The sequence below is a fragment of the Pseudomonas sp. PMCC200344 genome (genome assembly GCF_030053095.1).
GTDB classification, from domain to species: domain Bacteria; phylum Pseudomonadota; class Gammaproteobacteria; order Pseudomonadales; family Pseudomonadaceae; genus Aquipseudomonas; species Aquipseudomonas svalbardensis.
Window position 1 is genome coordinate 6,136,509 of the sequence record NZ_CP125618.1, and the last position, 21,333, is coordinate 6,157,841.

20 protein-coding genes are annotated in these 21,333 nt (G+C 60.1%); 7 read left to right on the forward strand and 13 right to left on the reverse strand.

What is annotated here, in order from left to right:
• Window positions 1-94: 94 nt before the first annotated feature.
• Both argA and argE read right to left on the reverse strand, forming a co-directional pair.
• Entirely contained in the window at window positions 95-1,393 is a 1,299-nt protein-coding gene (gene argA / locus QFW87_RS28200) for an amino-acid N-acetyltransferase (protein WP_283182106.1), read from the reverse strand.
• Between the two features lie 136 nt (window positions 1,394-1,529).
• Entirely contained in the window at window positions 1,530-2,687 is a 1,158-nt protein-coding gene (gene argE / locus QFW87_RS28205) for an acetylornithine deacetylase (RefSeq protein WP_283182107.1), read from the reverse strand.
• A gap of 157 nt (window positions 2,688-2,844) precedes the next feature.
• Between argE and QFW87_RS28210 the strand changes: the two genes are divergently transcribed.
• A complete protein-coding gene (locus QFW87_RS28210; protein ID WP_283189372.1) occupies window positions 2,845-4,212 on the forward strand; it encodes a CYTH domain-containing protein in 1,368 nt (455 codons plus the stop codon).
• Between the two features lie 109 nt (window positions 4,213-4,321).
• Here QFW87_RS28210 and QFW87_RS28215 read toward each other — a convergent pair whose 3' ends face one another.
• Window positions 4,322-4,786 carry an Lrp/AsnC family transcriptional regulator gene (locus QFW87_RS28215; RefSeq protein WP_046045137.1) on the reverse strand — a complete coding sequence of 155 codons (465 nt, stop codon included), beginning with the start codon at window positions 4,784-4,786 and terminating at the stop codon, window positions 4,322-4,324.
• A 126-nt stretch (window positions 4,787-4,912) separates the two neighbouring features.
• Between QFW87_RS28215 and QFW87_RS28220 the strand changes: the two genes are divergently transcribed.
• The 4 genes from QFW87_RS28220 (at window position 4,913) to QFW87_RS28235 (ending at window position 8,447) form a co-directional block, all read left to right on the forward strand.
• Window positions 4,913-5,251: a hypothetical protein gene (locus tag QFW87_RS28220; protein ID WP_283182109.1), complete on the forward strand. Its 339-nt coding sequence runs from the start codon at window positions 4,913-4,915 to the stop codon at window positions 5,249-5,251.
• 90 nt (window positions 5,252-5,341) lie between these two features.
• Window positions 5,342-7,126 (forward strand): GspE/PulE family protein, encoded by a 1,785-nt coding sequence (locus QFW87_RS28225; RefSeq protein ID WP_283189373.1) that lies wholly within the window; start codon window positions 5,342-5,344, stop codon window positions 7,124-7,126.
• Window positions 7,127-7,251: 125 nt separating this feature from the next.
• Window positions 7,252-7,569 (forward strand): DUF2388 domain-containing protein, encoded by a 318-nt coding sequence (locus tag QFW87_RS28230; RefSeq protein ID WP_283182111.1) that lies wholly within the window; start codon window positions 7,252-7,254, stop codon window positions 7,567-7,569.
• Between the two features lie 212 nt (window positions 7,570-7,781).
• Complete coding sequence (locus QFW87_RS28235; protein WP_283182112.1) at window positions 7,782-8,447, forward strand: outer membrane beta-barrel protein; 666 nt, start codon at window positions 7,782-7,784, stop codon at window positions 8,445-8,447.
• 66 nt (window positions 8,448-8,513) lie between these two features.
• Here the strand turns inward: QFW87_RS28235 and gcvP are convergent, their stop codons facing one another.
• From gcvP to QFW87_RS28285, 10 genes are all read right to left on the reverse strand, one after another.
• A complete protein-coding gene (gcvP, locus tag QFW87_RS28240; RefSeq protein ID WP_283189374.1) occupies window positions 8,514-11,387 on the reverse strand; it encodes an aminomethyl-transferring glycine dehydrogenase in 2,874 nt (957 codons plus the stop codon).
• A gap of 132 nt (window positions 11,388-11,519) precedes the next feature.
• Window positions 11,520-11,903: a glycine cleavage system protein GcvH gene (gcvH, locus tag QFW87_RS28245; protein ID WP_283189375.1), complete on the reverse strand. Its 384-nt coding sequence runs from the start codon at window positions 11,901-11,903 to the stop codon at window positions 11,520-11,522.
• Window positions 11,904-11,953: 50 nt separating this feature from the next.
• The gene (gcvT, locus tag QFW87_RS28250) at window positions 11,954-13,036 is read right to left on the reverse strand and encodes a glycine cleavage system aminomethyltransferase GcvT (protein WP_283189376.1); all 1,083 of its coding nucleotides are present in this window, start codon (window positions 13,034-13,036) and stop codon (window positions 11,954-11,956) included.
• 156 nt (window positions 13,037-13,192) lie between these two features.
• Window positions 13,193-14,809, reverse strand: coding sequence for an iron ABC transporter permease (locus QFW87_RS28255; RefSeq protein WP_283189377.1), 1,617 nt, complete (start codon window positions 14,807-14,809; stop codon window positions 13,193-13,195).
• A gap of 260 nt (window positions 14,810-15,069) precedes the next feature.
• Window positions 15,070-16,074, reverse strand: coding sequence for an extracellular solute-binding protein (locus QFW87_RS28260; protein ID WP_283189378.1), 1,005 nt, complete (start codon window positions 16,072-16,074; stop codon window positions 15,070-15,072).
• Window positions 16,075-16,192: 118 nt separating this feature from the next.
• Window positions 16,193-17,410: a 2-octaprenyl-3-methyl-6-methoxy-1,4-benzoquinol hydroxylase gene (locus tag QFW87_RS28265; protein ID WP_283184649.1), complete on the reverse strand. Its 1,218-nt coding sequence runs from the start codon at window positions 17,408-17,410 to the stop codon at window positions 16,193-16,195.
• 9 nt (window positions 17,411-17,419) lie between these two features.
• On the reverse strand, window positions 17,420-17,572 hold the full coding sequence (locus QFW87_RS28270) for a hypothetical protein (protein WP_283182117.1): 153 nt from the start codon (window positions 17,570-17,572) through the stop codon (window positions 17,420-17,422).
• Window positions 17,565-18,752 carry a 2-octaprenyl-6-methoxyphenyl hydroxylase gene (ubiH, locus tag QFW87_RS28275; protein ID WP_283182118.1) on the reverse strand — a complete coding sequence of 396 codons (1,188 nt, stop codon included), beginning with the start codon at window positions 18,750-18,752 and terminating at the stop codon, window positions 17,565-17,567. The genes QFW87_RS28270 and ubiH overlap by 8 nt, the downstream gene beginning before the upstream one ends.
• A complete protein-coding gene (gene pepP / locus QFW87_RS28280) occupies window positions 18,749-20,083 on the reverse strand; it encodes a Xaa-Pro aminopeptidase (protein ID WP_283189379.1) in 1,335 nt (444 codons plus the stop codon). The genes ubiH and pepP overlap by 4 nt, the downstream gene beginning before the upstream one ends.
• A 27-nt stretch (window positions 20,084-20,110) precedes the next feature.
• Window positions 20,111-20,671: a YecA family protein gene (locus QFW87_RS28285; RefSeq protein ID WP_283182120.1), complete on the reverse strand. Its 561-nt coding sequence runs from the start codon at window positions 20,669-20,671 to the stop codon at window positions 20,111-20,113.
• A 128-nt stretch (window positions 20,672-20,799) separates the two neighbouring features.
• Here QFW87_RS28285 and QFW87_RS28290 point away from each other — a divergent pair, with 128 nt between their 5' ends.
• Together QFW87_RS28290 and QFW87_RS28295 are read left to right on the forward strand one after the other, a co-directional pair.
• Window positions 20,800-21,009: a TIGR02449 family protein gene (locus tag QFW87_RS28290; protein WP_007982902.1), complete on the forward strand. Its 210-nt coding sequence runs from the start codon at window positions 20,800-20,802 to the stop codon at window positions 21,007-21,009.
• On the forward strand, window positions 21,006-21,323 hold the full coding sequence (locus QFW87_RS28295) for a cell division protein ZapA (protein WP_007942435.1): 318 nt from the start codon (window positions 21,006-21,008) through the stop codon (window positions 21,321-21,323). Before QFW87_RS28290 ends, QFW87_RS28295 begins: the two co-directional genes overlap by 4 nt.
• Window positions 21,324-21,333 lie beyond the last annotated feature (10 nt).

Genomic DNA, 21,333 nt, shown 5'->3' on the forward strand with positions numbered 1-21,333 from the left:
GAACGCCGCCCGAAGCAAGCTGGCTCCCCCAGTGGTTTTGTAAACGCCAAAGATCCGTGTGGGAGCGAGCTTGCTCGCGATGGCCGCACCGCGGTTACAAGGTCTTTTCGAAGATCTTCGAATTACGCTGAAAGTTGTATAGCGATGCCCGTGCCGACGGCAGGCGTTCGACGCTGCTCGGCACGAAACCACGCTCGCGAAACCAGTGAGCGGTCCGGGTCGTCAGTACAAACAAGGTTTTCAACCCTTGCGCCCGGGCGCGGGTTTCGATGCGCTCCAGCAGCTCATCACCACGACCGCCATGGCGGTATTCCGGGTTCACCGCCAGACACGCCAACTCCCCCGCATCCGAATCAGCAATCTGATACAGCGCCGCACACGCGATGATCATGCCTTCGCGCTCGACCACACTGAACTGCTCGATCTCACGCTCCAGCACCTCACGGGAACGCCGCACCAGAATGCCCTGCTCTTCCAGCGGGCTGATCAAATCCAGCAAGCCGCCGACGTCTTCGATGGCCGCTTCGCGCACAATCTCGAATTGCTCCTGGGCCACCAGCGTACCGCCACCGTCACGGGTGAACAGTTCGGTCAGCAGCGCGCCGTCTTCGGCGTAGCTGACGATGTGACTGCGCGCCACGCCACCGCGGCAGGCCTCAGCGGCGGCATCCAACAGCTCAGCTTGATAGTTGCTGCCCAAGCGCTGCAGATGCGCCGGCACTTGTTGCGGACGCAACTCACGAACCAGCCGACCGTTTTCATCGATCAGCCCCAGGTCGGCGCCGAACAACAGCAGCTTGTCCGCCCCCAGATCGATGGCCGCGCGAGTGGCGACGTCTTCGCAGGCGAGGTTGAAAATCTCACCGGTCGGCGAGTAACCCAGTGGCGACAACAGCACGATGGAGCGTTCATCCAGCAGACGATTGATGCCCTTGCGGTCGACCCGACGCACTTCGCCGGTGTGGTGATAGTCGACGCCTTCGAGCACGCCGATCGGCCGCGCCGTCACCAGATTGCCGCCGGCCACCCGCAGACGCGAGCCCTGCATCGGCGATGAAGCCATGTCCATGGACAGTCGCGCTTCGATGGCGATACGTAGCTGGCCGACCGCATCGATCACGCACTCAAGGGTCGCGGCATCGGTGATGCGCATCCCATGGTGGTAATGCGGGGTCAGGCCGCGCGCAGTGAGGCGGGTTTCAATTTGCGGACGGGAACCGTGAACCAGCACCAGTCGCACGCCCAGGCTGTGCAACAGCACCAGGTCATGGACGATATTGCCGAAGTTCGGGTGCTCCACGCCGTCGCCGGGCAGCATGACGACGAAGGTGCAATCGCGGTGGGCGTTGATGTAAGGCGAAGCATGACGAAGCCAATTAACGTAGTCGGGCATGAACCTGGGCCTGTAATAAATAGCAGCCAAAAAATGGGCGAAACAGAAAAACGCACAGCGGGCTGATGGTTATCGTCGGAACAGGCTTGGCGACACGCGCGCTCTCCTCATGAATACGGGTTGGGATGCTGGCAATTTATACGGCTTGGGCCGGTGTGAGGCAGTAATGTTCAATCAGTTGTCGTAATAGATGCACCGTAGGCTGCAAACGTGACATTTCGAGGTATTCCCCCGGTTGGTGCGCACAGGCGATGTCGCCAGGGCCGAGCACCAGGGTTTCACAGCCAAGACGCTGAAGATAAGGCGCTTCGGTGCCGAACGCCACTGCTTCGGCACGATGGCCGGTGAGCTTTTCCGCGACCCGGACCAATTCTGCATCCTCGGCCTGCTCGAACGGCGGCACTTCGGGGAACAGCGGCGCGTAATCGATCTTCACCTGATGCCACTCGGCAATGGGCTTGAGCTTCTGCAGAATTTCCGCGCGCAGGGCATTTGGGTCCATGCCTGGCAACGGGCGCAGATCAAACTCCAGCGAACACTGACCGCAAATACGGTTGGGATTATCGCCGCCATGGATGCAGCCGAAATTCAGGGTCGGCGTCGGCACGCTGAACTGTGGATTACGGAATTCACGCTGCCACGCCAACCGCAAACCACGCAGTTCACCGATGGCATCGTGCATGGCTTCAAGAGCGCTGTGGCCGAGGCGTGGATCCGAGGAGTGGCCGCTCTGACCAAGGATGTCGATGCGCTCCATCATGATGCCTTTGTGCATGCGGATCGGTTTCAGCCCGGTCGGCTCGCCGATCACCGCCGCACGACCGAGTGGACGCCCGGCTTCGGCCAAGGCACGAGCGCCGGACATCGAGCTTTCTTCATCACAGGTGGCGAGGATCAGCAGCGGTTGCTTGAACGGCTGATCGAGCAGCGGTATGACGGCTTCGATGGCCAGCGCGAAAAAGCCCTTCATGTCGCAACTGCCCAGCCCGACCCAGCGACCGTCAACTTCGGTCAGCTTCAGCGGATCGGTCTGCCACAGCGCGCCATCGAACGGCACCGTGTCACTGTGACCGGCCAGCACCAGGCCACCGGGGCCGGAACCGAAACTGGCCAGCAGATTGAATTTGCCGGGGCTGACCTGCTGGATGTCGCAGGTAAAACCCAGATCGCCGAGCCACGTCGCCAGCAAATCAATCACCGGACGGTTGCTTTGATCGAGGCTGGCCTGCGTACAGCTGACGGACGGCGCAGCGATCAGCGCAGCGAACTGATCTTTCATGGACGGCAAAGGCATCGCTGACTCCCAACTCCCGATTTGAACTCCATCATAGAACCATCCGGCGACAGGAATAAACCGTCGCGGCGCGTAGGTTTGGTCAGTGCTGTACACTGCACGGCCTTGGCAGCCACACATTCCCCCGGCTGCGCTCCCGATCCTGGATTTTCCGGCCATGCAGAAAGAAACCGAAATCAAACTCCGCGTCAGCCGAGAAACTCTCGCTGCCCTGCGCGAGCACCCGCTCCTGAAAAAACGCAACAAAAGTGGCTGGGAACGCCGTGAGTTGATGAACCAGTACTTCGACACGCCTGAGCGCGACCTGGCCCGCGCCAAGGTTGCCCTGCGCCTGCGCCGCGATGGCGAAGAAGTGATTCAAACCCTCAAGACCCGTGGCCAGAGCGTCGCCGGTCTGTCGGTGCGTAACGAATACGACTGGAACCTGCCCAAAGCCAAGCTCGACGTGAAGAAACTCGACGGCGAATGCTGGCCTGAAGAGTTGGCCGAGCTGGACAAGAAAACCCTGAAGCCGATCTTCACCACCGATTTCGTCCGCGAACGCGCTGAAATCGCTTGGGGCCGTGGCAAGACCAAAGTGGTCATCGAAGCCGCGCTCGACCTCGGCCACGTCGTGGTCGGCAAGCAGAAAGAAGAAATCTGCGAACTGGAGCTGGAACTGCGCGAAGGCGAGCCGGCCGCTTTGCTGGAACTGGCCGCCGAACTGGCCGCGACCCTGGCCCTGATGCCATGTGACATCAGCAAGGCCGAACGCGGTTATCGCTTGTACGACGCCAACAGCTACTCGCTGAGCCTGCCGGCGCCGCAGATCACCGCCGAAACCCCGCTGGACGACGCTTTCGCCGCGCTGAGCTGGCACTTGCTGAGCAGCAGCCAGCGTCTGGCCGAGCAGTATCGCTTCAACGGCCACTGGCGCCTGCTGCAGGACTGGGTCGAAAACCTGGCTGAATTGCGCGCGCTGCTCAGCAGCCTGGGTCAAGCCGCACCGCGTCAGTCGACGCACGATCTGCGCATCGCGCTGGATGCCTTGCTGGAAGACTGGCGTCCGCTGGTTCAAGCCGGGGTAGATGACGAAGACGTGCGCAAAGCCGCGCCGGAGCAGTTCCTCGAAGAATTGGAAGACCCGCGTTGGGGCTTGTTCTCGCTGAACACTTCGCGCTGGTTGCTGGCCCGCACCTGGGCTGCCGATCGCAACGTCCGTGGCAATCGCCAGGGCGCTGCGCAATTGGGTAGCTGGCTGCCGCGTTTGCTGGGTGAAGAAGCGACTTCCCTACAACTGCAGCGTTATCAGCAACAGCCGGAAGATCTGGCCGAGCAACTTCCGCGCATCGAGCGCATCCAGGCTTGGCTGCACCACGCCCGCAGCGTGCTGGACATCCCGGAAATGGATCGCCTGTACGGTGAGCTGAAACAGCTTGCTCTGCTAGCGAACGAGCCGATCACCGATGAATCGCTGGATGCGCGCAAGCAGCAAGCGATTGCGGTGTATCAGAATCGTGCGTGGAAGATGCTGTTGCGCATGTGATACCGCCTTCGCGAGCAGGCTCGCTCCCACAGGGGGATCTGTGCCAGACACACATCCCCCTGTGGGAGCGAGCCTGCTCGCGAAGAGGCCAGCCCGGTCACCGAAAAACTCAGACCGGCAAACTCGTCGTGGATTTGATTTCCGACAACGCCACGATCGAGTTCACCTCCTGAATCCCCGGCACCATCGACAGCTTCTCGAAGAAGAAGCGCTCATACGCCTCAATGTCCGCCGTCACAATCCGCAGCAAAAAATCCACCGACCCCATCAGCACATAACACTCCAGTACTTCGGGAAAGCCGCGAATCGCCTCGGTGAATTCAGTGAAGTTCGAACGCCCGTGAGCGTTGAGTTTGATTTCAGCGAAGATCTGCGTGTTAAGCCCGATTTTCTTCCGATCGAGCAAGGTCACCTGCCCGCGAATGATCCCCTCCTCCTTCATCCGCTGTATCCGTCGCCAGCACGGCGACTGCGACAACCCCACCTGTTCCGCAATCTGCGCACTGGAAAGTGAAGCGTCCTCTTGCAGCAACGCGAGAATCTTGCGGTCGTAGCCATCCAGCTCGCTATGCATAAAAAAACCTTTGATTGATAACTTGTCGAATCAAGCAATTCAAATAATCGCCAATAAGCCCAATCATAGATAAGAAATGCCCGGCACCGAATGTAAAAATTCCTCCAGTGATTTTGGAGTCCGACCATGCCGCATCTAGAAGCCGTAAACACCCCGCACACCCGCGCCGATGTCTGGAACGTCAGCAACGCCCACTGCCGCGTTCACTATCAAGTGCTGGCCGAGGCCGAACCGGATCTGCTGTGCCGGGCGCTCAACCTGTTCGCCTTGCAGTTTCTGACGCCGCAACAGGTCAACGTGCAGCGGATGGACGATCTGCTGTCGATCGACATCGTGATGGACGGCCTGAGCTGGCACCGCGCCCAGGTGATCGCAGAAAAATTACGTAACCTGATCAGCGTCTGTTCGGTTGAGCTGCAAGCCGCTGATTGCGCGTGGGATGAACCGGCTCAGGCGGCGGGCTGAAAAAATTCGACACGGCTTCGTCGGGTAGTGGCCCAACGGTCTGCGGCTCCGCGACTATCCTTTGCGAACTGTTGTTCATGAGGAGCCCGCATGTCCGTTCAACTTGCCATTCAGGACCGCTGGCTGGATCTCAATGATTTGCTGCGTGAACTGGTCGCTCAAGGCTTTATCAGCCAGGACTCGGCCGAACACGCGCTCAATGCCCGACGCCGCCACGCCGCCAATGGCCAGATGCACCCACTGGAATTCATCGCCAGCCAACACCTGGACGACCTCAGCCGCCCCGGTAAACCCCTCGATCTGGAAAGCCTGACGCTTTGGCTGTCGCAGCAGGCCGGTCAGCCTTATCTGCGTATCGACCCGCTGAAAATCAACGTTGCGGCGATTACGCCGCTGATGTCCTACGCGTTCGCCCAGCGCCACAAGATTCTTGCGGTGTCTATCGACCGCGAAGCAGTCACCGTGGCCAGCGCCCAGCCTTACGTCACCGGTTGGGAAGCCGACCTGACCCATGTGCTGAAGCTGCCGATCAAGCGTGTGGTCGCCAACCCGGTCGACATCCAGCGCTTCAGCGTGGAGTTTTTCCGTCTGGCCAAATCGGTCAGCGGTGCGACCAACGCCGATCAGCAGATGAACACATTGGGCAATTTCGAGCAGCTACTGAACCTCGGCGCGAGCGATCAGGAACCGGACGCCAACGACGCGCACATCGTCAACATCGTCGACTGGTTGTTCCAGTACGCGTTCCAGCAACGCGCCAGCGATATCCACATCGAACCCCGGCGCGAACAAGGCACGGTGCGCTTTCGTATCGACGGCGTGCTGCACAACGTCTATCAATTTCCGCCGCAAGTGACCATGGCCATCGTCAGCCGCCTGAAAAGCCTCGGGCGGATGAACGTCGCGGAAAAACGCAAACCCCAAGACGGCCGGGTGAAAACCAAAACCCCGGACGGTGGCGAAGTCGAGTTGCGGCTATCGACATTGCCTACTGCATTCGGCGAAAAAATGGTCATGCGGATCTTCGACCCGGAGGTACTGCTCAAGAATTTCGATCAGCTGGGCTTCTCCGCCGACGACTTGCGCCGCTGGAAGGACATGACGAGCCAGCCCAATGGCATCATTCTGGTCACCGGCCCGACCGGTTCCGGCAAGACCACCACGCTGTACACCACCCTGAAAAAACTGGCGACGCCGGAGGTCAACCTCTGCACCATCGAAGACCCGATCGAAATGGTCGAGCCAGCCTTCAATCAGATGCAGGTCCAGCACAACATCGACCTGACCTTCGCCGCCGGTGTGCGCGCGCTGATGCGACAGGACCCGGACATCATCATGATCGGTGAGATCCGTGATCTGGAAACCGCTGAAATGGCGATCCAGGCTGCGCTCACGGGCCACCTGGTGCTGTCGACGCTGCACACCAACGATGCGCCGAGCGCCATCAGCCGCTTGCTGGAACTGGGTGTGCCGCATTACCTGATCAAAGCCACGGTGCTCGGCGTCATGGCCCAGCGCCTGGTCCGCACCTTGTGCCCGCATTGCAAGGCACCGCTGACCCTGGGCGAAGAAGACTGGCAAACCTTGACCCGGCCCTGGCAGGCACCGTTGCCGAACAACGCACAGCGCGCCATTGGTTGCCTGGAATGCCGCGATACCGGTTACCGCGGCCGCGCCGGGGTCTACGAAATCATGCAGCTGACGGACGGCGTCAAAGCGCTGATCAACCCCGACACCGATTTGCTGGCGGTGCGGCGTCAGGCGTTCAAGGAAGGCATGCGCAGTTTGCGATTGTCAGGGGCGCAAAAAGTCGCAGCGGGTTTGACGACGATTGAGGAGGTATTGCGGGTGACGCCGCAGAGTGAGCAGAAATAGCTGCGCTACCAGTCGGCCAGGCCCAATCCGGTATTGGGCAAACGAATCTGTTGATGAGCCGCTATGGAACTCGATTGGGGGATTGGCAATCAAACGCCGTAGTTAACCCAGTGGAGTCACCCAATATGCGTCTCAAACTTGCTGTCGCTACCATCGCCTTGTTGTCCCTTCCTGTTGGTTCGGCGATGGCCGATAGCTTTTGGCGTAACGTCATCTCATCCGGTGCGACCACCGGTTCGACCTACCTGACCTTCAAGGATCACAAGCTGATCGTTGCCGCCCAGGACGATGCTGGCAGCTTTGTCGCCAGTGACGGCGGCATTCGCGGCCCATACCTGGAGGCCGCGATGCAGAAAGTCCGCGCCGACAACCCTGGCCTGCAGGCCACGGACATGGAACTGGCGAACGCAATCCTGGCGAAGAATGCCGTCGCTTCGAATTAAGATGTACTGCTGAACAAAAATGCCGCTCTCAATGAGCGGCATTTTTTTGAACCAGAGAAATTGCACAGCTATTTCCTACGTAGGCTAACGCCAAAACACTGACATACAGACGAGTTTTCACCGACCTACTGATGAAAGCTCTGATATGAGCGCCAGACGTGCGAACTCAAACTTTGTCGATTCGGATTACCCCCACAAGCGAATCGACTCACATGAAAAAACCAGTCTTATCTTTACTTCTGCTGGCCGCCTACAGTCACGTTTCCCACGCGGAAGGCCTGTACGGCTCGATAAAAATCCAGAGTGTCCAGCAAGACCTTGCCGACGCCCTGCTCACAAGTCCCAGGGTGAACAGCCGTATCGTCAGTCCGGAGCGCAACAAAGATGTCGGCGGCTCCGTTGCGCTCGGCTATGAGTTCATAGGTGGCTGGCGCCTGGAAAGCGAGTACACCATCAAGCAGGACTCGGAGTTCATGAGTTACTGGGCGCCATTCAACGCCAACGTTAACAACATGCAGGTCTCATCCAAGCGTCTGATGTTCAATGCCTATAAGGACTTCCGCTTGACCCAAAGCCTATCGCTGTACGCCATGGCCGGCGCAGGCGTGGCCCATATCAAATCCGAAGGCTATCAGTCCAACCCTTCACGTCGATTTGCCAACAATACCCAAAACAATTTCGCCTACACCCTGGGCGTCGGTGCAGACCTCAAACTGACCCGGCAAATTACCGTCGGCACCGGCTACCGCTATGTCGACATGGGTAAGGTTGAAACCGGCTATAACACCTTCGCCAACCGCATCAATGCGCGGGACGAACAACTAAAGGGCAAGCTTCGAGAGCAGAATCTTTACGTTGAAGCGCGGATGTCGTTCTGATTCATGACTCAAAAAAATGCAGCTCTCCATGAGCGGCATTTTTTTGCCCGAATACAAAACGGTGCGTCAGCGGTAATCATCCACCGGGACGCAAGCGCAAAACAGGTTCCGATCGCCGTAGACATTGTCCACCCGGTTCACCACCGGCCAGTACTTATGCGCCTTGGTGTGAGCATCCGGCGTCACCGCCTGCTCGATGCTGTAGGGTCGCTCCCACACCCCGGTGATATCCGCCAAGGTGTGCGGCGAACGTTTCAGCGGGTTGTCATCGGCCGGCCAGTTGCCGTTCTGCACCTCGGTGATTTCCGCGCGGATACTCAGCATCGCCCCGATAAACCGGTCCAGCTCCGCCTTCGATTCACTTTCGGTGGGCTCAACCATCAACGTCCCCGGTACCGGAAACGACATGGTCGGCGCATGGAAGCCATAGTCCATCAGCCGCTTGGCGACGTCCTCCTCGCTGATCCCGGTCAGCGCCTTGAGTGGCCGCAGGTCAAGAATGCATTCGTGAGCCACCCGCTGGTTGCGCCCGGTGTAAAGCACCGGAAACGCCCCGGACAAGTGCTGCGCCAGGTAATTCGCGGCGAGGATCGCCACCTCACTGGCATCCGCCAATTGCGGCCCCATCATCGCGATGTACATCCAGCTGATCGGCAGGATGCTCGCACTGCCCCAGGGCGCCGCGCTGACTGCACCGTTTTGCGCCAGTGGCCCGTCGATCGGCACCACCGGGTGATTGGCCACGAATGGCGCCAGATGCGCCCGCACACCAATCGGCCCCATGCCCGGCCCGCCGCCACCATGTGGAATGCAGAAAGTCTTGTGCAGGTTCATGTGGGACACGTCGGCACCAATGTCCGCCGGGCGCGCCAGTCCGACCTGAGCGTTGAGGTTGGCGCCATCCATGTACACCTGGCCGCCGTGGCTGTGGATAACTTCGCAGATTTCGCTGATGCCTTCCTCGTATACACCGTGGGTCGAAGGGTACGTCGCCATCAGGCAGGCGAGTTTGTCTCCGGCCTCTGCGGCTTTGCCTTTGAGGTCATCCAGATCAACGTTGCCCGCCTCGTCGCATTCGACGATCACCACCCGCATCCCGGCCATCTGCGCCGACGCCGGGTTGGTGCCGTGGGCCGAGGACGGGATCAGGCAAATATCCCGCGCGCCCTCATGACGACTCTCGTGATATTTGCGGATCGCCAGCAACCCGGCGTACTCGCCTTGGGCGCCAGAGTTGGGTTGCATACAGATCGCGTCGAAACCGGTAATCGCGCAGAGCCAGCGCTCCAACTCTTCGATCATCAACGAATAACCGACCGCCTGCACTTTCGGCACAAACGGGTGCAGGTTGGCGAACTGCGGCCACGTGATCGGGATCATCTCACTGGTGGCGTTGAGCTTCATGGTGCAGGAGCCCAGCGGGATCATCGATTGATTGAGCGCCAGGTCCTTGTTCTCCAGTTGCTTGAGGTAGCGCAGCATCTCGGTTTCGCTGTGATGGGCGCTGAAGACCGGGTGGCGCAGATAAGGCGAGGTACGCAGCAGACCTGCGGGAATGCCGGAAGCAAGGGCTTCAGCGTCCAGTTCGTCGACGTTAAACCCGTGATCGGAACCGAGGAACACATCGAACAACTTCGCGACGGTGGATTCGTCAGAGGTTTCGTCGAGGCTCAGCCCCAACTGCCCACGCCCGAGGATGCGCAAGTTGATCTGTGCGGCTTGGGCGCTTTCGATGATTGCCGTCTGAGTACCACCGACCTCCAGCGTCAGCGTGTCGAAAAAGTGTGTGTTGAGGCGGGTGATGCCGCGGCGCTCCAGGCCAGCGGCGAGGATGCTGGTCAGCCGATGGACGCGTTGGGCAATGCGTTTGAGCCCTTCCGGACCGTGATAGACCGCATAGAAACTGGCGATGTTGGCCAGCAGCACTTGAGCCGTGCAGATGTTTGAGTTGGCCTTCTCCCGGCGGATATGTTGCTCGCGGGTTTGCAGGGCCATGCGCAAGGCGACATTGCCGCGAGCATCTTTCGACACGCCGATGATCCGCCCGGGAATCGCCCGTTTGTACTCATCGCGACTGGCAAAAAACGCCGCGTGAGGGCCGCCGTAACCCATGGGCACGCCGAAACGCTGGGATGAACCGAACACCACGTCAGCGCCCAACTCCCCCGGCGGCGTCAGCAACAGCAGACTCAGCAGATCGGTTGCGACACACGCCAAGGCTTGCTGCGCATGCAGATGATCGATCAAGGGACGAAGATCGCGGATTTCGCCGTGGGTGTCGGGATATTGCAGGAGCGCGCCGAACACCTGGTGCTGCTTCAAGTTATCCACAGTGTCGATGATCAGCTCGAAGCCGAACCCTTCTGCTCGTGTCTGCACCACGGAAATGGTCTGCGGATGACAGTTTTCGTCGACGAAGAACAGATTGCTTCTGGACTTGGCGACACGCTTGGCCAATGCCATGGCTTCCGCCGCCGCCGTGGCTTCGTCCAGCAGCGAGGCGTTGGCCAGTTCCAGGCCCGTGAGGTCGATGGTCAATTGCTGGAAGTTCAGCAGCGCTTCGAGCCGCCCTTGGGCGATCTCTGGTTGATACGGCGTGTATGCGGTGTACCAACCGGGATTTTCCAGCACGTTGCGCACAATAACGGTCGGCGTAAGGGTGCCGTGGTAGCCCATGCCGATCAGACTGGTCCAGACCTGGTTTTGCTCGGCGTAACCGCGCAGTTTGGCCAGTGCGGCTTCTTCGTCGAGCGCGGGAGGCAGGTCGAGCGGTCTGTTCAGGCGGATTCCCGGCGGCACCGTCTGCTCGATCAACTCGACCCGGCTGCCGAGGCCGAGGCTGTCGAGCATCGCCTGTTGCTCGGCGGCATCGGGCCCGAGGTGGCGGCGAAGGAAGGCATTGGGGTCGCGTAACTGGCTCAAGGACGGCAACTGGGACATGACGGGCTCTCTCTTGACTGGCGCTCAGCGTCGATGCAACACGGTCAAACCAGCATAGCAGTCGATGTCGCTGTACCCCTTGATAATGAAAAAGCCCCGACTAGTCGGGGCTTTGGGGGTGACGCTAAACGCTTACTCGCCGATGGCGGATTTGTAGCCAGCTGCATCGAGCAGCTTGTCCAGATCGCCAGCGTTGCTTGGCTTGAGCTTGAAGATCCAGGCACCGTACGGGTCGGAGTTGAGCAACTCAGGGTTGGCGCTCAGTTCTTCATTGATGGCAATCACTTCACCGGCAACCGGGGAGTAGATGTCCGAAGCGGCTTTAACCGACTCCACCACACCGGATTGATCACCGGCAGCGAAGACTGTTCCGACTTCGGTCAGCTCAACGAACACCACGTCACCCAAGGCTTCCTGAGCGTGATCGCTGATGCCAACGGTGATGGTGCCATCGGCTTCGAGACGGGCCCACTCGTGACTTTCGGCAAAACGCAGGTCGGCAGGAATATCGCTCATCTTCTATGTCCTCAAGAGAATTGTCAGCGGTCGTTGCCCGCCAGAAAAGGTTAGATCAAGGTTTTGCCATGGCGTACGAAGGTCGGTTTGACCACTCGGACCGGGTACCACTTGCCACGGATTTCCACTTCTGCGCGGTCGGCTGTCGCCATCGGCACGCGCGCCAGGGCTATCGACTTGCTAAGCGTAGGAGAGAAACTACCACTGGTGATCTCCCCTTCGCCAACATTGGCGATGCGGACCACTTGATGAGCGCGCAAAACCCCACGCTCCTCTAGGACCAGACCGACCAGTTTGTGCTGCACGCCACCCGCCCGTTCGGCTTCCAGAGCACTGCGACCGATGAACTGGCGAGTGGCCGGCTCCCAGGCAATGCTCCAGGCCATGTTGGAGGCCAGCGGTGAAACGTCTTGGTGAATGTCCTGACCGTAGAGGTTCATGCCGGCTTCGACCCGCAGAGTATCGCGCGCCCCGAGGCCGATCGGCGAGATGCCCGCGCCCACGAGATCGTTGAAGAATCCTGGCGCTTGACTGGCCGGCAGAACGATTTCCAAGCCATCTTCGCCGGTGTAACCCGTACGCGCGATGAACCAGTCACCATCGGCCTGGCCTTCGAAGGGCTTGAGCATCTGGATCAGGTTGCCGCGGGACTGGGTCACCAGTTCGGAGATTTTATGCCGGGCCTGGGGACCTTGAATGGCCAGCATCGCCAGCTCGGAGCGCTCGTTGAGCCGCACCTTGAAACCATCGATATGGGCCTGCATCCAGGCGAGGTCCTGATTACGGGTGGAGGCGTTGACCACCAGCCGATAACCTTCGTCGAGACGGTAGACGATCATGTCGTCGACGATGCCGCCGCGCTCGTTGAGCATGGTGCTGTACAAGGCACGGCCAGGGCTGTGCAGACGTTCGACGTCATTGGCCAGCAAATGCTGGAGCCAGGCCTTGGCCTGAGGGCCGCTGACATCGATCACGGTCATGTGGGACACATCGAAAACCCCGCAATCGCGACGCACCTGATGGTGTTCCTCGACCTGCGAGCCGTAATGCAAAGGCATATCCCAACCGCCAAAATCGACCATCTTCGCGCCGAGGGCGAGATGAAGGTCATACAGAGGCGTGCGCTGTCCCATGGGTTTCTCCTTCCGGGCGTGGCGAAGGTGCGGGCCGGTGCTGCACGGGGTGAAAGCCTTGAAATAGAAGGCTTTCAGCCGATTTCAGCTACCTGATCCGTAGGACGGACCGCACCGAATGCCGCGCATTGTAGCCTCAAGGTGTAGGACTGGCACCTAGGCGTTTCGATGCGCTGAACGTCGAATCAATCCGATGACCGGTAGCAGGCCGACCAAAACCAGAGTCAAGGCCGGCAAAGAGGCCCTCGCCCACTCGCCTTCGCTGGTCATTTCGAAGATCCGCACCGCCAGCGTATCCCAGCCAAACGGGCGTATCAGAAGGGTCGCGGGCATTTCCTTGAGCACATCGACGAACACCAGCAACGCAGCGCTCAACGTTCCTGGCAGCAATAACGGCAGATACACTTTGAAAAACAGTCGTGGCCCACTGACGCCAAGGCTACGTGCCGCTTCGGGCAAAGATGGCCGTATTCGCGCCAGACTGCTTTCCAGCGGCCCATAAGCCACCGCGATGAAACGCACCAGATAGGCCAGCAACAACGCCGAGAGGCTGCCCAGCAACAATGGCTTGCCGGCGCCGCCCAACCAACCCGATATCGGGATCACCAGTTCACGATCCAGGTAACTGAACGCCAGCATGATCGATACCGCCAGCACCGAACCCGGCAAAGCGTAGCCGAGGTTGGCCAGGCTGATGCCGGTGCGGATCGCTCGGGTCGGGGCCTGGCGCCGGGCAAACGCCAGCACTAAAGCAACACTGACGGTGATCAGCGCCGCCATGCCGCCCAGGTACAACGTATGGACGATCAACCCCGCGTAACGCTCATCCAGGTCGAAGCGCCCGCGCTGCCAGAACCACACCACCAGTTGAAGCACTGGAATGACGAAGGCACACGCGAACACCAGACCGCACCAACTCATGGCCGCCAGCGCTTTGAAACCGCGCAGGTGATACAGCGCCTTGACCCGAGGTCGTTCGTTACTCGCCCGGTTGGCCCCGCGAGCACGACGCTCGCCGTACATCACGACCATCACCACCAGCAGCAACAGGCTGGCGAGTTGCGCGGCGGTGGAGAGGCTGAAAAATCCGTACCAGGTCTTGTAGATGGCGGTCGTGAACGTGTCGAAGTTGAACACCGACACCGCACCGAAGTCTGCCAGGGTTTCCATCAACGCCAGCGCCACGCCAGCGCCGATGGCCGGGCGCGCCATGGGCAGCGCGACTCGCCAGAACGCTTGCCACGGGGATTGCCCCAGGACTCGCGCCGCTTCCATCAGGCCTTTGCCCTGAGCCAGGAACGCGGTTCGCGCCAACAGGTAAACGTAAGGATAGAAGACCAGCACCAGCACCAGAATCACACCGCCGGTGGAGCGCACGCGCGGCAACCTCAAGCCCGTGCCGAACCATTCGCGCAACAGGGTTTGCACGGGGCCGGCAAAATCCAACAGGCCGACGAAGACGAATGCCAGCACATAAGCGGGAATGGCGAATGGCAGCATCAGCGCCCAGTCCAGCCAACGCCGACCGGGGAATTCGCAGAGGCTGGTGAGCCAGGCGAGGCTCACACCCAAGAGCGTCACGCCGATACCGACGCCGAGCACCAGGGTCAGGGTATTGCTTAGCAAGCGCGGCATCTGGGTATCCCAGAGGTGGGACCAGATTTGATGATCGATGGTTTGCCATGACAACAGCAAAACGCTAAGTGGCAGCAGGACCAGCGCAGCGATGGCGAAGACCAGGGGATACCAGCGGCGTTGGGCGGGGTGGGCCACGTTAAGGTCTCTGAGACGGTGAGTTTGGTGTCTGGGCTCCAAGATCGCCCCCTCACCCTAACCCTCTCCCCAAAGGGGCGAGGGGACTGACCGCGGCGTTTAGTTGAAATCCTGCGACTTGAAATTTCAAAGTCGAACTCAGGAATTGAAAAGCATAAAGATCAGCTCCCTTTCCCCCTCTCCCCCGTGGGGAGAGGGATGGGCGGGCGGCGTTCCGATGAGGGGTGGATCTTGAAGCTAACGATAGAATACCGCCAGATTCAGTTCCAACCCGCCCGATCCATCATCCGAATCGCTTCAGCCTGACGCTTGCCGGCAATTTCCACAGGCAAGGTATCGGCGACAAACTTGCCCCAACTCGCCACCTCAGCAGACGGCTGAACGGCAGGGTTGGCCGGGAATTCCTGGTTCACGTCAGCAAAGATCTTCTGCGCTTCAGGTGTGGTCATCCATTCCACCAAGGCCTTGGCTGCTTCCGGGTGCGGAGCATGTTTGGTCAGGCCGATGCCCGACAGGTTCACGTGCACGCCACGATCACCCTGGTTCGGCCAGAACAGCTTCACCGCCAGATCAGGCTTCTGCTTGTGCAGACGACCGTAGTAGTACGTGTTGACGATGCCGACGTCGCATTGACCCGCGTTGATGGCCTCCAGCACCGCGATGTCATCCGAGAACACGTCGGTGGACAGGTTACTCACCCAGCCCTTGAGAATTTTCTCGGTTTTGTCGGCGCCATGGACTTCGATCATGGTGGCGGTCAGTGACTGGTTGTAGACCTTCTTCGCTGTGCGCAGGCACAGGCGACCTTCCCAGTTCTTGTCGGCCAGACCTTCGTAGGTGGTCAACTCACCGGGTTTCACCCGATCGGTGGAGTAAGCGATGGTCCTCGCCCGCAGGCTCAGGCCAGTCCAGGCATGAGCGGATGAGCGGTATTGCAGCGGGATGTTGGCGTCGATCACCTTGGAGGTGAACGGTTGCAGGATGCCCATTTGCTCGGCCTGCCAGAGGTTGCCGGCATCGACGGTCAGCAGCAGATCCGCGGTGGAGTTCTCGCCCTCGGCCTTGATCCGCTGCATCAGCGGCGCTTCCTTGTCGGTGATGAACTTCACCTGCACGCCGGTTTTCGCGGTGTAGGCATCGAAGACCGGTTTGATCAGCTCGTCGATACGCGAGGAGTAAACCACCACCTCGTCAGCGGCCTGGGCTGCGGTGCTGCCAATCAGGGTCAGGGCGAGTGCGGTCAGTAGACGCTTCGGTACCAGCATGGGAGCGATCTCTCGATTGGAAAAGTGAGGTCAAATGATATGGACTCACATTTACGTTCTCAATCGAACAGTTGGCGGAGGCGTTACCAGATGTTGCGCGCAGCCCTGCAAGGGTGAGTCAGGCCTTGGCGAGTGCCGGTAGATCCCCGGTCAATCCCAGTGCTTCGCGCACGAATAGCGCCTTGGCTTCGGGCATCTGGTCGACCATCTTCAACCCGGCATTACGCAACCAGCGAATCGGCAACGGATCAGCCTGGAACAGGCGTTCGAAGCCTTCCATCGCCGCCATCAATGCCAGGTTGTGGGGCATGCGCCGACGTTCGTAACGGCTGAGCACTTTCACATCCGCCAGACGCTCGCCACGCACGGCCGCTTGCAACAGCACTTCGGCCAGCACGGCCGCATCGAGAAAACCAAGGTTCACGCCCTGCCCGGCCAATGGGTGAATGGTGTGCGCTGCATCACCGATCAACGCCAAACCTTCAGCCACATAACGCTTGGCATGACGCTGCCGCAGCGGTACGCACAGACGCGGGTCTGCGCTGATCACTGTGCCCAGTCGGCCTTCGAAGGCCCGCTCCAGCGCTTTGCAGAAACCTTCGTCGTCCAGCGCCATCAGGCGTTCGGCTTCGCTCGGGGTGGTCGACCAGACGATCGAACACCAATCCTGCTGACCATCACGCTCCAGCGGCAGAAACGCCAATGGACCGTTGTCGGTGAAACGCTGCCAGGCGGTCAGTTGATGAGGTTTGGAGCTGCGCACGCTGGTGACGATCGCATGGTGCAGATAATCCCACTCGCGAGTCGCCACACCGGTCAGTCGCCGCACTGCGGAGTTGGCGCCATCCGCCGCAATCACCAGCGGTGCGCGTAGCGTGCGCCCATCGGCCAGGGTCAGCAGCCAATCGTCGCCGGAGCGACGCATTTGCTCCAGGCGCGCGTTGGCCAGCATTCCCAGATCACAGTCATGCAAACGGTCGAGCAAGGCATCCTGAACCACGCGGTTCTCGACGATATGCCCCAGCACTTCAGCATGCACACTGGTCGCCGAAAAATGGATTTGCCCGGTGCCGCTGCCGTCCCAGACGTGCATGTCGGTATACGGGCTGCTGCGCCGGTTGGCGATACCGTCCCAGACACCGAGGCGTTCGAGAATCCTATGGCTGGCCGTCGACAAGGCGCTCACTCGCGGTTCGAACGGCGATTGCTCGTCGAAGGGTTTGACGCTCATCGGGCTGCCGTCCAGCAGCAGGACTTCCAGCCCGCTGTCCTGCAACGCCAGCGCCAGGGTGCTACCGACCATTCCGGCCCCGACAATCAGCAGATCTGCGCGCATTTCCATGCTTTAAGCCTGTCTCGCTTGCGGCTTGAGCCGCATATAAAGGGTTTTCCCGACCCGCGCCACCAAAGTGTCGGCGCCGAGGTACGGCGAATAGAAGCTCATCACCCAACACATCAACCGCGCTTTGCCGAACTTGTTGGTCAGCCACTTAAGCATCGGGACGCGTACCCAAACCCATGGCCTGCCGGGCGAACCAGCGTTTGGCCGGCGGCAGCAGATCGAGACCGAGCAGACCGATGTTACGGCCGAGGGAAACCAGCGGTTGAGTGCTGCCGAATAAACGGGTGACCTGATCGGAGAAGCCCACGGTCAGGTTCTGATCCAGACGCTGACGCTCGCGGTAAGCCTGCAAGGTCGCAAAATCGCCGGGAGATGTTTCGCTGGTCAACAACGCATCGGCCAAAGCTTGAGCATCACGCAAGGACAAGTTGAAACCTTGCCCTGCAATCGGGTGCAGGCTGTGGGCAGCATTGCCGAGAATCGCCAGATGCGGACGCACCTGCTCTTCGGCCTCGATCAATGTCAGCGGGTACAAATGCCGCGCGCCAACCTGCTTCAAAGTGCCGAGGCGATAACCGAACACGCCTTGCAACTCACTAAGGAAGCTCTTTTCATCGAGGTTCGCCAGCCGTTGCGCATCCATCCCCAGACGGGTCCAGACCAGTGCGCAGCGGTTTTCCGGCAACGGCAACAACGCCATCGGCCCGTCATCGGTGAAACGCTCGAAGGCCATGCCGTTGTGCGCTTCACTCGGCGTGATGTTGGCAATCAACGCGCTCTGGTTGTACGGGCGCTTTTTGATGCCGATCCCCAGTTGCTCGCGCAGGCCGGAACGGCCGCCATCAGCCAGCACCGCAAGATCGCATTCCAGAGTGGTTTCGTCGTTGAGGGTCAGGCGATAGCCGCCGGTCATTGGCTCCATTCGCGTGACTTCCGCCGGGCAACGCCAGCTGATCACGTCCTTGTCCAGACCTTGCCAGAGGCATTGGCCGAGCCAGGCGTTTTCCACCACATAGCCCAGCGCCGGAACGCCCTCTTCCATCGCCGACAACCGTGCCGTGGAAAAACGCCCACGGTCGGACACATGAATTTGCTTGATCGGCTCGGCGCGACGGGAGATTTCCTGCCACACGCCCAACCGTTGATAAATCTGCTTGGCGCCGTAGGACAACGCCGAAGAACGGGCATCGTAGCTCGGCTGATAAGTGTCACCCGGGGCAAACGGTTCGATCAGCACGATCTTCCAGCCACGAGCCTTGGCTCCGGCCTGCAATGCCAACGCCAGGCTGGCGCCGACCAGACCACCACCGATGATTGCCAGATTGACTCGACTCATGCCGCTTGTGCCCGCGCGGCGGCCATCAAGGCCTCGATCTCGGCGACCGTTTTCGGTACGCCTTTGGTCAGGATTTCACAGCCGGTTTTGGTGACCACTACGTCGTCCTCGATGCGCACGCCAATGCCGCGCCATTTCTTCGCCACGTTCTGGTTGTCCGGGGCAATGTAGATGCCCGGCTCCACGGTCAGCGCCATGCCGACTTCCAATACACGCCATTCACCGCCGACCTTGTATTCGCCGACATCATGCACATCCATGCCCAGCCAGTGGCCGGCGCGGTGCATGTAAAACGCTTTATAGGCTTCGCTGGCGATCAACTCGTCGACGTCGCCCTGCAACAGGCCCAACTTCACCAGACCGGCAGTAATCACCCGAACTGTGGCTTCGTGGGCTTGATTCCAGTGTTTGTTCGGGGCGATTTCCGCAAACGCAGCTTCTTGCGACGCCAGCACCAACTCGTAGATTGCCTTCTGTTCCGCTGAATACTTGCCGTTGACCGGCCAGGTGCGGGTGATGTCGCTGGCGTAGCAGTCGATCTCGCAACCGGCATCGATCAGCACCAGATCGCCGTCCTTGAGCACCGCGTCATTCTGCTGGTAATGCAGGATGCAGCTGTTGCGTCCAGCGGCGACGATCGAACCGTAGGCCGGCATTTTCGCCCCGCCCTTGCGGAACTCGTAGTCGAGTTCGGCTTCGAGGCTGAACTCATGCAGCCCCACACGACTGGCCTGCATCGCGCGGATGTGTGCCTGGGCGGAAATCCGTGCGGCTTCGCGCATCACCTTCACTTCTGCCGCCGATTTATACAGGCGCATGTCGTGAAGCAGGTGATCCAGGGCAACGAATTCGTTCGGCGGCTGGGCGCCGAGGTGCGCTTTAGAGCGGATCACGTTGATCCAGTCCATCAGGTGCCGGTCGAATTCCGGGTTGCTGCCCATGGCCGAATACACCCGGTCGCGACCTTCAATCAGGCCCGGCAGGATGTCGTCTATGTCGGTGATGGGGAAGGCGTCGTCGGCGCCAAAGTCGCGAATCGCGCCTTCCTGCCCGGCGCGCAGGCCGTCCCACAACTCTCGTTCGGCATTGCGTTCACGGCAGAACAGTATGTATTCGCCATGTAAACGCCCAGGCATCAAAACGATGACCGCCGAAGGCTCGGGAAAACCGCTGAGGTACTGGAAGTCGCTGTCCTGACGGTAGACGTGCTCGACGTCGCGGTTGCGGATCGCAACGGCGGCGGCGGGCAGGATGGCGATGCTGTTGGGTTCCATCTGCGCCATCAGGGCCTTGCGGCGACGGCTGTATTCCGATTTCGGGATATGAATCATGGGCAGATGGCTTTCCCTGGCACGCGATTAATGCAACGACGGTTTGGCGGCAGCCGGCGCGTCCGGCTTTTTGTTTTCGGTGAACAGCAGCAGCGGCGCGACGCGCAGGTACTCCATCACTTCCATGTAGTCGCTTTCGCCGTCGTCGGACTCTTCCAGGGCGTCTTGCACCTGTGAAATAGCCGCCAGGTCCTGAAGTACTTCGGTGGCCTCGGTGCTCAGCATGCTGCTGTCACGGCAGTTCAGGCCAAAACCGCTGAGGAAACCCTGGCACCATTGGCCCAGTGCGGCGGCGCGGTCGGCCAGTGGTTCGTCATCGGTCGGCAGCAGCAGAACGACGGTCACATCGTCGCCGGTGAGCTCGCCCTTGACCATCTCCTGCAAGCCGATCAAGGCGTTGCGGACATTATCCTGCGGCTCGCTTTCGAGCAGCTCGGCGGCATCGACCAGCCAGCCTTCGGCATCGAAACCGGCACCGGCGCAACTGCGGCCGAGCAGCAGGCCATGCAGTTCGGCAGGCGAGACATTATGACCGCTGGAAGTCAGCAGTGTGGCGAAGGCTTGGTACGGGGAATTCTGAATGGGCATGGGCAGCTAGGCGCCAGACGGCGCTATGTCTAGAATGAAGGCCTTGTATCCTACATCGACAGACTCGCCAAGACTATTAAAGGCTGTCCGCCAGCTATCACCCATCTGACACAATTTCAGTGGACCCAATGGAAGACACCGACCTGCAAGCGCTAATGGCCAGACTCGAACTGCTAATTACTCGCGTCGAGCAACTAAAGAGTCAAAACGGACTCCTATTAGCTCAGGAAAAGACCTGGCGCGAGGAACGCGCTCACCTCATTGAAAAGAACGAAATCGCCCGGCGTAAGGTCGAATCAATGATTTCGCGCCTCAAGGCCCTGGAGCAAGACTCATGAGTTCAAGCAATAGCGTTACCGTGCAGATCCTCGATAAAGAGTATTCGATCATCTGCCCGCAGGAAGAGCGCAGCAATCTGGTGAGCGCCGCCCGTTACCTGGACGGCAAAATGCGCGAGATCCGCAGCAGCGGCAAAGTCATCGGCGCCGATCGCATCGCCGTGATGGCCGCCCTGAACATCACCCACGATCTTCTGCACAAGGAAGAACGCCCGGATGTGCAGGCCAGCGGATCGACCCGTGAGCAGGTTCGCGACCTGCTGGACCGCGTCGATCTGGTGCTCGCCACCGATCCGGACGTCACCAAGGGCTGAAACACGAAAC

Bases quoted from the DNA above. Each gene is read 5' to 3' on its own strand.
- argA (WP_283182106.1), bottom strand. From the start codon at position 1,393: ATGCCCGACTACGTTAATTGGCTTCGTCATGCTTCGCCTTACATCAAC.
- argE (WP_283182107.1), bottom strand. From the start codon at position 2,687: ATGCCTTTGCCGTCCATGAAAGATCAGTTCGCTGCGCTGATCGCTGCG.
- QFW87_RS28210 (WP_283189372.1), top strand. From the start codon at position 2,845: ATGCAGAAAGAAACCGAAATCAAACTCCGCGTCAGCCGAGAAACTCTC.
- QFW87_RS28215 (WP_046045137.1), bottom strand. From the start codon at position 4,786: ATGCATAGCGAGCTGGATGGCTACGACCGCAAGATTCTCGCGTTGCTG.
- QFW87_RS28220 (WP_283182109.1), top strand. From the start codon at position 4,913: ATGCCGCATCTAGAAGCCGTAAACACCCCGCACACCCGCGCCGATGTC.
- QFW87_RS28225 (WP_283189373.1), top strand. From the start codon at position 5,342: ATGTCCGTTCAACTTGCCATTCAGGACCGCTGGCTGGATCTCAATGAT.
- QFW87_RS28230 (WP_283182111.1), top strand. From the start codon at position 7,252: ATGCGTCTCAAACTTGCTGTCGCTACCATCGCCTTGTTGTCCCTTCCT.
- QFW87_RS28235 (WP_283182112.1), top strand. From the start codon at position 7,782: ATGAAAAAACCAGTCTTATCTTTACTTCTGCTGGCCGCCTACAGTCAC.
- gcvP (WP_283189374.1), bottom strand. From the start codon at position 11,387: ATGTCCCAGTTGCCGTCCTTGAGCCAGTTACGCGACCCCAATGCCTTC.
- gcvH (WP_283189375.1), bottom strand. From the start codon at position 11,903: ATGAGCGATATTCCTGCCGACCTGCGTTTTGCCGAAAGTCACGAGTGG.
- gcvT (WP_283189376.1), bottom strand. From the start codon at position 13,036: ATGGGACAGCGCACGCCTCTGTATGACCTTCATCTCGCCCTCGGCGCG.
- QFW87_RS28260 (WP_283189378.1), bottom strand. From the start codon at position 16,074: ATGCTGGTACCGAAGCGTCTACTGACCGCACTCGCCCTGACCCTGATT.
- QFW87_RS28265 (WP_283184649.1), bottom strand. From the start codon at position 17,410: ATGCGCGCAGATCTGCTGATTGTCGGGGCCGGAATGGTCGGTAGCACC.
- QFW87_RS28270 (WP_283182117.1), bottom strand. From the start codon at position 17,572: ATGCTTAAGTGGCTGACCAACAAGTTCGGCAAAGCGCGGTTGATGTGT.
- ubiH (WP_283182118.1), bottom strand. From the start codon at position 18,752: ATGAGTCGAGTCAATCTGGCAATCATCGGTGGTGGTCTGGTCGGCGCC.
- pepP (WP_283189379.1), bottom strand. From the start codon at position 20,083: ATGATTCATATCCCGAAATCGGAATACAGCCGTCGCCGCAAGGCCCTG.
- QFW87_RS28285 (WP_283182120.1), bottom strand. From the start codon at position 20,671: ATGCCCATTCAGAATTCCCCGTACCAAGCCTTCGCCACACTGCTGACT.
- QFW87_RS28290 (WP_007982902.1), top strand. From the start codon at position 20,800: ATGGAAGACACCGACCTGCAAGCGCTAATGGCCAGACTCGAACTGCTA.
- QFW87_RS28295 (WP_007942435.1), top strand. From the start codon at position 21,006: ATGAGTTCAAGCAATAGCGTTACCGTGCAGATCCTCGATAAAGAGTAT.